This is a genomic window from Streptomyces sp. NPDC031670, assembly GCF_055580545.1.
In genome coordinates this window covers 81,845-90,039 of sequence record NZ_JBVILC010000025.1, presented here as the reverse complement: position 1 = coordinate 90,039, position 8,195 = coordinate 81,845, and the positions used below count along the sequence as shown (strand labels likewise).

6 protein-coding genes are annotated in these 8,195 nt (G+C 72.0%); 1 reads left to right on the top strand and 5 read right to left on the bottom strand.

The features are described 5' to 3' along the window. Positions 1-99: 99 nt before the first annotated feature. A complete protein-coding gene (locus ACZ5ID_RS31945; RefSeq protein ID WP_468904877.1) occupies positions 100-2,793 on the bottom strand; it encodes a bifunctional acetate--CoA ligase family protein/GNAT family N-acetyltransferase in 2,694 nt (897 codons plus the stop codon). A gap of 56 nt (positions 2,794-2,849) precedes the next feature. Beyond that, the gene (locus ACZ5ID_RS31940) at positions 2,850-3,182 is read right to left on the bottom strand and encodes a hypothetical protein (protein WP_468904875.1); all 333 of its coding nucleotides are present in this window, start codon (positions 3,180-3,182) and stop codon (positions 2,850-2,852) included. Between the two features lie 51 nt (positions 3,183-3,233). Between ACZ5ID_RS31940 and ppk2 the strand changes: the two genes are divergently transcribed. Then, entirely contained in the window at positions 3,234-4,037 is an 804-nt protein-coding gene (gene ppk2 / locus ACZ5ID_RS31935) for a polyphosphate kinase 2 (RefSeq protein WP_468904873.1), read from the top strand. A 31-nt stretch (positions 4,038-4,068) separates the two neighbouring features. Here ppk2 and ACZ5ID_RS31930 read toward each other — a convergent pair whose 3' ends face one another. From ACZ5ID_RS31930 to pflB, 3 genes are all read right to left on the bottom strand, one after another. Then, complete coding sequence (locus tag ACZ5ID_RS31930; RefSeq protein WP_468904871.1) at positions 4,069-4,974, bottom strand: universal stress protein; 906 nt, start codon at positions 4,972-4,974, stop codon at positions 4,069-4,071. Positions 4,975-5,103: 129 nt separating this feature from the next. Beyond that, complete coding sequence (pflA, locus tag ACZ5ID_RS31925) at positions 5,104-5,850, bottom strand: pyruvate formate-lyase-activating protein (RefSeq protein WP_468904868.1); 747 nt, start codon at positions 5,848-5,850, stop codon at positions 5,104-5,106. A gap of 5 nt (positions 5,851-5,855) precedes the next feature. Then, positions 5,856-8,114, bottom strand: coding sequence for a formate C-acetyltransferase (gene pflB / locus ACZ5ID_RS31920; RefSeq protein ID WP_468904866.1), 2,259 nt, complete (start codon positions 8,112-8,114; stop codon positions 5,856-5,858). Between the last annotated feature and the right edge of the window lie 81 nt (positions 8,115-8,195).

The following is an 8,195-nucleotide window of genomic DNA, read 5'->3' as shown; positions in this document are numbered from 1 at the left end:
CCCCCCCCCCCCCCCCCCCCCCCCCCCCCCCCCCCCCCCCCCCCCCTCCCCCCCCGCCCCCCCCCCCCCCCCCCCCCCGGTGACATGGTCCGGCCTTCCTCAGCGTAGTCGGCGCAGATAGGGGTCCTGCGTATGACGCGGCAGCAGGCGGACGCGCGCGTCCAGCACGGTGACTCCGCTCGGCGCCGCCAGGACCGGGTTGAAGTCGGCCTCGGCGAGCTGCGGCAGGTCCGCCGCCATCCGCGACAGCCGCAGGAGCAGCTGCTCCAGACCCTCCAGGTCGGCGCAGGAGCCACCGCCGGCGCCCAGCAGCAGCGGGGCGCAGCGCGGCGACGTGATCAGCTCGTGCACATCGAGGTCGGTGAGTGGGGCCAGCCGGGCCGCGTGGTCGGCCAGGACCTCGGTGGCCGTACCTCCGAGGCCGAAGAGGACCAGCGGGCCGAAGACCTCGTCCTGGACCGTGCCCGCGAACAGTTCGGTGCCGCGGTCGGCGAGCGGTTGCAGGACGACCCCGGTCAAGAGCCCCGCGAAGCGGGTCTGCAGGTCGCGGAAGGCGGCCCGCACCTGGGCGTCGCCGCGCAGGTCCAGATGGACCGCGTGCTGCTGCGACTTGTGCAGCAGGCCCGGCCAGTGCGCCTTCATCACCACTCGGCCGTCGAAACCGCGCAGCCGGTCGGCGGCGAGAACGGCGTCGTCCTCGGTCTCGGCCCAGGCCCACGGGATCTGCGGAATGCCGTAGCAGGCCAGCAGTTCGGCGCAGGTGCGCGGGTCGAGCCAGCCTCCGTCCGGATGCGCGGCGAGGTACTCCGCCACGACCGTGCGGGCCGCCCCCGTCTCGATGCCGTCCAGTTCGGGAACGGTGCCGACGGGCCTGGCGAGCCACGCGGTGCGGTCGGCGGCGTGGGCCAGGGCGCGGGCCGCCGCCTGCGGTTCGGCGTAGGCGGGGATCGTGCCGCCGTCGGCCGCGGGCAGCAGCCGGACGGGCAGGTCCTGTTCCAGGCATACGGCGAGCACGGGCCGCGCCCGCCGCGCCGCGGCACCGGTGAGGGCGCGCACGAGGTCGTCGCCGGTGGCCTGGGCGAGCGCCGTGGGAACGAGCGCCACGATCACGGCGTCGATGCCGGGGCAGTGGGTGAGACGCTCGACGCACGCCGTGAGCTGCTCCTCGGAGACCGCGGCGGTGGCGTCGACGGGATTGCCGACGGCGGCGCCCTCGGGCAGTACGGCCAGCAGCTCGTCGACCATCGCGGAGGTGAAGGCGGGCAGGGCCAGTCCCGCCTCCGCGCAGGCGTCGGCGGTCAGTACGCCGGCGCCGCCCGCGTTGGTGACGATCGCCACGCGGGCTCCTTGCGGCAGCGGCTGGGAGTGCAACAGGGCGGCGGTCTCCAGGAGTTCCCCCACCGAGCGGGTCGCGGTGACGCCGGCCTGGTTGAACAGCGCGGCGCGGGTCATGGTGCGGGTCGCGGCTGCGGCCGTGTGGGAGGCGGCCGCCATGCGGCCCGCCTCGGTGCGCCCGGCGTCGACCGTCAGCACCGGGATTCGGCGTGTCACACGCCGGGCGGTACGGGAGAAGGCGCGCGGGTTACCGAAGGATTCCAGGTGCAGCAGGGCCAGTTCGGTATGGCCGTCGCTCTCCCACCACTGGAGCATGTCGTTGCCGCTGACGTCGTACTTGTCGCCCAGCGAGACGAAGGACGACACGCCGATGCCCAGCCGCGACAGGCCGTCGAGCAGGGCGATGCCGACCCCGCCGGACTGCACCGCGACACCGGCCGTCCCCGGGCGCGGGTGTCCGGCCGCGAAGGTGGCGTCCAGGCGCAGCTCCGGTTCGGTGTTCGAGATGCCCAGGCAGTTGGGACCGACGAGCCGCATGCCGTAGGTCCGGCAGGCGTTCAGCAGGGCCTGCGCCTGGAGGTGGTCGAGTCCCGCGGTGACGGTGACCAGGGCACGTACCCCGGCCCTGCCGCACTCCTCGGCGACGGATGGCACAGCGGCGGCCGAGACGGCCACGATCACCAGGTCCGGGGTCTTGGGCAGGGCCGCTACGGACGGGTAGCAGGGGACCGAGAGGAGCGAGCTGACGCTGGGGTTCACGGCGAACAGGTGGCGGGTGAAGCCTCCCGTGTGCAGGTGGTGCAGGATCGCCCGGCCCACCGAGCCGGGCTTGCGTCCGGCGCCGACGACGGCGACCACGGACGGCTTCAGCAGGGGCAGCAGGCTGGAGACGTCCGCGGCGCGGCCCCGGGCCTCCACGGCGTCCAGATAGGTGTCGTCCTGGTCGAGGTGGGCGCTCCAGCGCACCTCGGGCCCCTCGAAACGGCGGGAGGTGCGCAGGCCGAGGTCGGCGAAGAGGCGCAGGACCTCGTGGTTCTCGCTGAGCGCGTCGGCCGTGAAGGTGGTGATGCCCTCCGCCCGCGCCGCCGAGACCAGGTGCTCGACGAGCAGGGTGCCCACGCCCCGGTGGTGCAGCCCGTCCGCGACGGCGATGGAGATCTCCGCGCCGTCCTTGTCCCCGCCCGTGTCGTATTCGGCAAGCCCGATCATGCGGCCCTCCGACTCCGCGAGCAGGGCCCGGTAGCCGGGGCGGGTGGTGGCGCAGGCCCGCTCGGCCGCGTCGACCGCCGAGCGCGGGTTCGCCGAGAAGAACCGCAGGCGCAGATTCTCCGGGCACATCTCCTCGTAGAACCCTTGCAGCCAAGCACGGTCACCGGGCAGGACGGACCGTATGCACACCGTGGTGCCGTCCGTGAGCAGGGCGTGGACCGGGGGCCGGTCGAGCAGGTCGTCCGTCATCGCAGGTCTCCTCCATGGCTTGTGACACGTCGATCGTCCACCGGAGTGAGGGGGCGTCACATGGGCCGCACGGAGGCCGGGCCGGGCCGGTCGGCTCTCTTCTCGCAGCCGACCGGCCCCCGCTCGGCGCCGTGGTCGGACCAGTGCGGCGCGGCCGGGTCGCGAGAGCCGTGACGGTGATGCGCCGCCAGTCGACGGTGAGGGGCTGTCGTCGCGGCGGACGTCACGTCCGGTGGTGCGCGGGCCCGGAGCGGCTCGATGAGCGGGCGGTCGGCCGGCCGGACGATCCGGCCCGCCGCACGGCAGTCGGCGGCACGCCCGTGCGCGTCCAGGGTGCGCGGCCCACCCTCGGAAAGTACCGTGGCGTCCTGGTGTTCGACCCGGGTCATGGGCGGGGCTCCAGAAGTCGTCGGGACGGGTCATCGGGCGGTGGAGGCGGCATGGCCGGCAAGAAGGCAGCGACGCTGCCGCGCAAGGCGTACGAGAGGGAACTGCTGCGTCTGCAGACGGAGTTGGTGAAGCTCCAGGAGTGGGTGCGGACGAGCGGCGCCCGCCTGGTGGTGGTCTTCGAGGGGCGGGACGCGGCCGGCAAGGGCGGCACGATCAAACGGGTGGCCGAGCACCTCAACCCGCGTGTGGCCCGGATCGTGGCCCTGCCCAAGCCGACCGAGCGCGAGCGCACCCAGTGGTACTTCCAGCGGTACGTGGAGCATCTGCCCGCCGCGGGGGAGATCGTGCTGTTCGACCGTTCCTGGTACAACCGGGCCGGGGTCGAACACGTCATGGGTTTCTGCACCCAGGAGGAGTACCAGCGCTTCCTGCGTCAGTGCCCGATCTTCGAGCGGATGCTGGTCGAGGACGGCATCCTGCTGCGCAAGTACTGGTTCTCGGTGAGCGACACCGAGCAGCAGGACCGGTTCCGGCGCCGGCTGGAGGACCCGCTGCGGCGCTGGAAACTCTCCCCGATGGACCTTCAGTCGATCACTCACTGGGAGGCGTACTCCCGCGCCAAGGACGACATGCTGGTCCACACCGACATCGCCGAGGCCCCTTGGTACGTGGCGGAGAGCGACGACAAGCGCCGGGCCCGGTTGAACACGATCGCCCACCTGCTGTCCTCCGTCCCGTACGAGGAGACGGCGCCGCAGGTGCTCCGGCTGCCGGAGCGTCCGCCGTCGACCGGATACGAACGCCCGCCGCGCAACCTGCAGACCTACGTCCCCGACCACGCGGCAACACTCTGATCAGGCGTCCCTGTGCTCCGCACAGGGTGTGTCAGCTGTGCGGAACGACCGCGACGGGTGCGACGCAGTGATGCAGCACGGCATGCGCCACATGGCCGATATGGGCGCCCAGCGGGGCCCGCCGGGCGCGTCGGCCGACGACCACCAGCGAGGCCGCCTGTGCGGCCTCCAGAAGCAGCTCCGCGGCGCTGCCGTAGCGGGACTCCTCGACGATCTCCACCTCGGGGTACTTCTGCCGCCAGGGACGCAGCACTTCGGCCAGAACCTGCGAGTGGCCCAGAGCGAGCGCCTCGTGCAGCGCGGGGTTCGTGGCCGTCCCGTAGGCGTAGTACGGGGGTGGGAACCAGCCGTGCACGACGTGCAGGGTCGTGGCGCGGCGCCGGGCGGCGTCGAACGCGAACCCGATCAGGGTGTCGTCGGGGTGGTCCGTGTCCAGGCCCAGGACGACGGGCCGGAAAGGCGCCGCGGCGCTGGGAACTCCCGCCGGGTCCATGACGTGTTCACCGGCGGCCTGCTCCCCCGCCCTGACCAGCACGACGGGCCGCTGGGTGCGGGCCACGACGCCCGTCCCTACGGAGCCGACCAGGAAACCGCCGATCCCGCTCAGCCCGCGTGAGCCCAGGACGACCAGTTCGGCGTCCTTGGCGGCCTCGCAGAGGACGTCGCCGGGGTGCCCGGACAGCTGCTCGCTGGTGACCTCGACGCCGGGGTGGCGCAGCCGCAGTCCCTCGGCGGTTTCGCGGGGGATCCGCTCGGTCCAGTGCTGCTGGGTCTCCGCGCCGAGCAGTGGCGCCTGCGCCATCGGCTCCGGCACCGGTTCCCACACATGGACGATCCTCAGGGGAAGACCGCGCAGGTGCGCCTCGCGGGCCGCCCATTCTGCGGCGGCCCGGCTCTCCGGCGAGCCGTCGAGTCCTACGGTGACGGTACGGGGCATGATCTCCAACCTCCTGTGCACGGGACTTCGGTCCCATCGTCATCGGTCGCGGGGCGGCGGGGCAGGGACCAGAGGTCCCTGATCGCGTCCGACCGTCCCTGGCCCGCAGGGGGCCGGCCGGCCGGCCGTCTAGTAGGCCGCGACACCATGCTGCCGGAAGCAGGCGCGGACGGCCTCCGTCAGGGCCGGGTCGGGTACCGGTTGGTCGCGCAGGGGGAAGGGGATGCCGAGGGTGTCGTACTTCGCGGCCCCGAGTTTGTGGAAGGGCAGGACGTCGACCCGCTCCGCCGTGCCCAGCCCCGCCAGGAAGCGGGCCAGGGCGTCCACCTGGCGCAGGTCGTCCGTCCAGCCGGGGACCAGCACGTACCGGATCCACATCGGCACGCCCAGCCGGTTCAGCCGGGTGGCGAAGTTCAGGGTGGGGCCGAGCTCGCCGCCGGTCAGCTTCCGGTAGGTGGCCCGGTCGAAGGACTTGATGTCCAGCAGGACCAGATCGGTGGCGGCCAGGAGGTCGTCGCAGGCGCGCGCGCCGAGAAAGCCGGAGGTGTCCAGGGCGGTGTGCAGTCCGGCCTCCTTGCAGCGGTGCAGCAGCTCCGCGGTGAACGCGGACTGGAGCAGCGGCTCGCCGCCGGTGAGGGTGACCCCGCCGCCGGCCGTGGTGAGGAAGGCCCGGTACTTCTCGATCTCCGCCATGACCTGGTCCACGGTCCGCTCGCGGCCGTCGCGCATGTGCCAGGTGTCCGGGTTGGCGCAGTACAGGCAGCGCAGGGGGCAGCCGCTGAGGAAGAGGACGAACCGGGTCCCGGGGCCGTCCACACCGGTGGACAGGTCCCAGGAGTGGATCCGGCCGGTCGTCGCCCTCGTCGTCCGCGTCATGGCGCTCACAGCGTTCCGTGGAAGGTGCGGCTGATCACGTCGAGCTGCTGCTCGCGGGTCAGGCGGACGAAGTTGACGGCGTATCCGGAGACGCGGATGGTCAGGTCCGGGTACTTCTCCGGGTGCTCCATCGCGTCCTGAAGGGTGGCGCGGTCGAGCACGTTGACGTTCATGTGAAAGCCGCCGGCGCCCGTGTAGGCGTCGAGGATGCCCACCAGGTGGCCCGCCCGCTCCTGCGGGACGTGTCCGAGCCCTTCGGGGGTGATGGTCGTGGTCAGCGATATGCCGTCACGGGCCTGCTCGTAGGGCAGCTTGGCGACCGAGAGCGCGGACGCGGCCACGCCGTGCCGGTCGCGGCCGTTCATCGGGTTGGCGCCGGGCGCGAAGGGCTGTCCGGTGCGCCGCCCGTCGGGCGTGTTGCCGGTGTGCTTGCCGTACACGACGTTCGAGGTGATCGTCAGGACCGACTGGGTGTGCTCGGCGCCGCGGTAGGCGGGGTGTTCGCGGAGCTTGGCCATGAAGGACTCGACCAGCCCTACGGCGATGGCGTCGGCGCGGTCGTCGTTGTTGCCGTAGGCGGGGTACTCCCCCTCGACCTCGTAGTCCACGGCCAGCCCCGTGGCGTCGCGGGTCACCCGCACACGCGCGTACTTCACCGCGGACAGGCTGTCCGCCGCAACCGAGAGGCCCGCGATGCCGCAGGCCATGAACCGGTGCACGGGATGGTCGTGCAACGCCATCTCGATCCGCTCGTAGGCGTACTTGTCGTGCATGTAGTGGATGACGTTGAGGGCGTTGACATAGGTCCGGGCGAGCCAGTCCAGCATGCGGTCGTATGCCGCCCAGAGTTCGTCGAAATCCAGGACGTCCCCGGTCAGCGGGGCGCTCGCGGGGGCGATCTGGTCCCCCGTCAGTTCGTCGCGACCGCCGTTGACGGCGTAGAGCAGCGCCTTGGCCAGGTTGACCCGGGCGCCGAAGAACTGCATCTGCTTCCCCACCGCCATCGCCGAGACACAGCAGGCGATCGCGGTGTCGTCGCCGGTGCGCGGACGGGTCAGCTCGTCGGACTCGTACTGGATGGAGCTGGTGTCGATGGACACCTGGGCGCAGAACTCCTTGAACCCGGCGGGCAGCCCCGGCGACCACAGCACGGTGAGATTGGGTTCGGGCGCGGGCCCGAGGTTGTAGAGCGTCTGCAGGAAGCGGAAGGAGGTGCGGGTGACCAGCGGACGGCCGTCGGCGCCGATGCCACCGATGGACTCGGTCACCCAGGTGGGGTCGCCGGAGAACAGGGCGTCGTACTCGGGGGTGCGCAGGAAACGGACGATCCGCAGTTTGATGACGAAGTCGTCGATCAGCTCCTGGGCGCCGCACTCGTCGAGCAGGCCCTCCTCCCGGTCCCGCTGGAAGTAGATGTCCAGGAACGTCGAGGTGCGGCCCAGCGACATCGCGGCGCCGTTCTGCTCCTTCACCGCCGCGAGGTAGCCGAGGTAGAGCCACTGGACGGCCTCGCGCGCGGTGGTCGCGGGGCGGGAGACGTCACAGCCGTACATGGCCGCCATCCGCGTCAGCTCCTCCAGCGCGCGTATCTGCTCGGCGAGCTCCTCGCGGTCGCGGATAACGTGCTCGGTGGAAGGCTGGTCGTCCAGCAGCGCCTTCTCGGCGTGCTTGGCCCGGATCAGCCGGTCGGTTCCGTACAGCGCGACGCGCCGGTAGTCGCCGATGATGCGGCCCCGGCCGTAGGCGTCGGGCAGGCCGGTGATGATGCCGGCTTTGCGCGCGGCACGCATCTCAGGCGTGTAGGCGTCGAAGACCCCGTCGTTGTGGGTCCTGCGGTAGTTCCCGAAGACCTTGGTGACGAACGGGTCGGGCTCGTAGCCGTACGCCCGCAGGCCGTTCTCCACCATGCGCAGCCCGCCGGTAGGCATGATCGCCCGCTTGAGCGGGGCGTCGGTCTGCAGACCGACGATCAGCTCGCGGTCGCGGTCGATCCAGCCCGGGGCGTGCGAGGTGATCGTGGAAGGCGTGGCCGGGTCGACATCGAGGACACCCTTGCGCCGCTCCTCGGGGAACAGGGAGCTCACCTTCTCCCAGACGGCCCGGGTGCGGTCGGTGGGCCCGCTGAGGAACGAGGCGTCGCCCTCGTACGGGGTGACGTTGGCCTGGATGAAGGCGCGGACGTCGATCCGCTCGCACCAGGTGGTCCCGGCGAAGCCTCGCCAGGCCCCGGTGCCCCTGTCTCCGGCCGTCATGGTGGTGGTCATCGCCGTCCCTCTCCTCAATTCTCGCCGGTCCTGCACTTCGCATGCTTGTCGTTCGCCCCGGCGGCGGGGAGTGCCACAGGG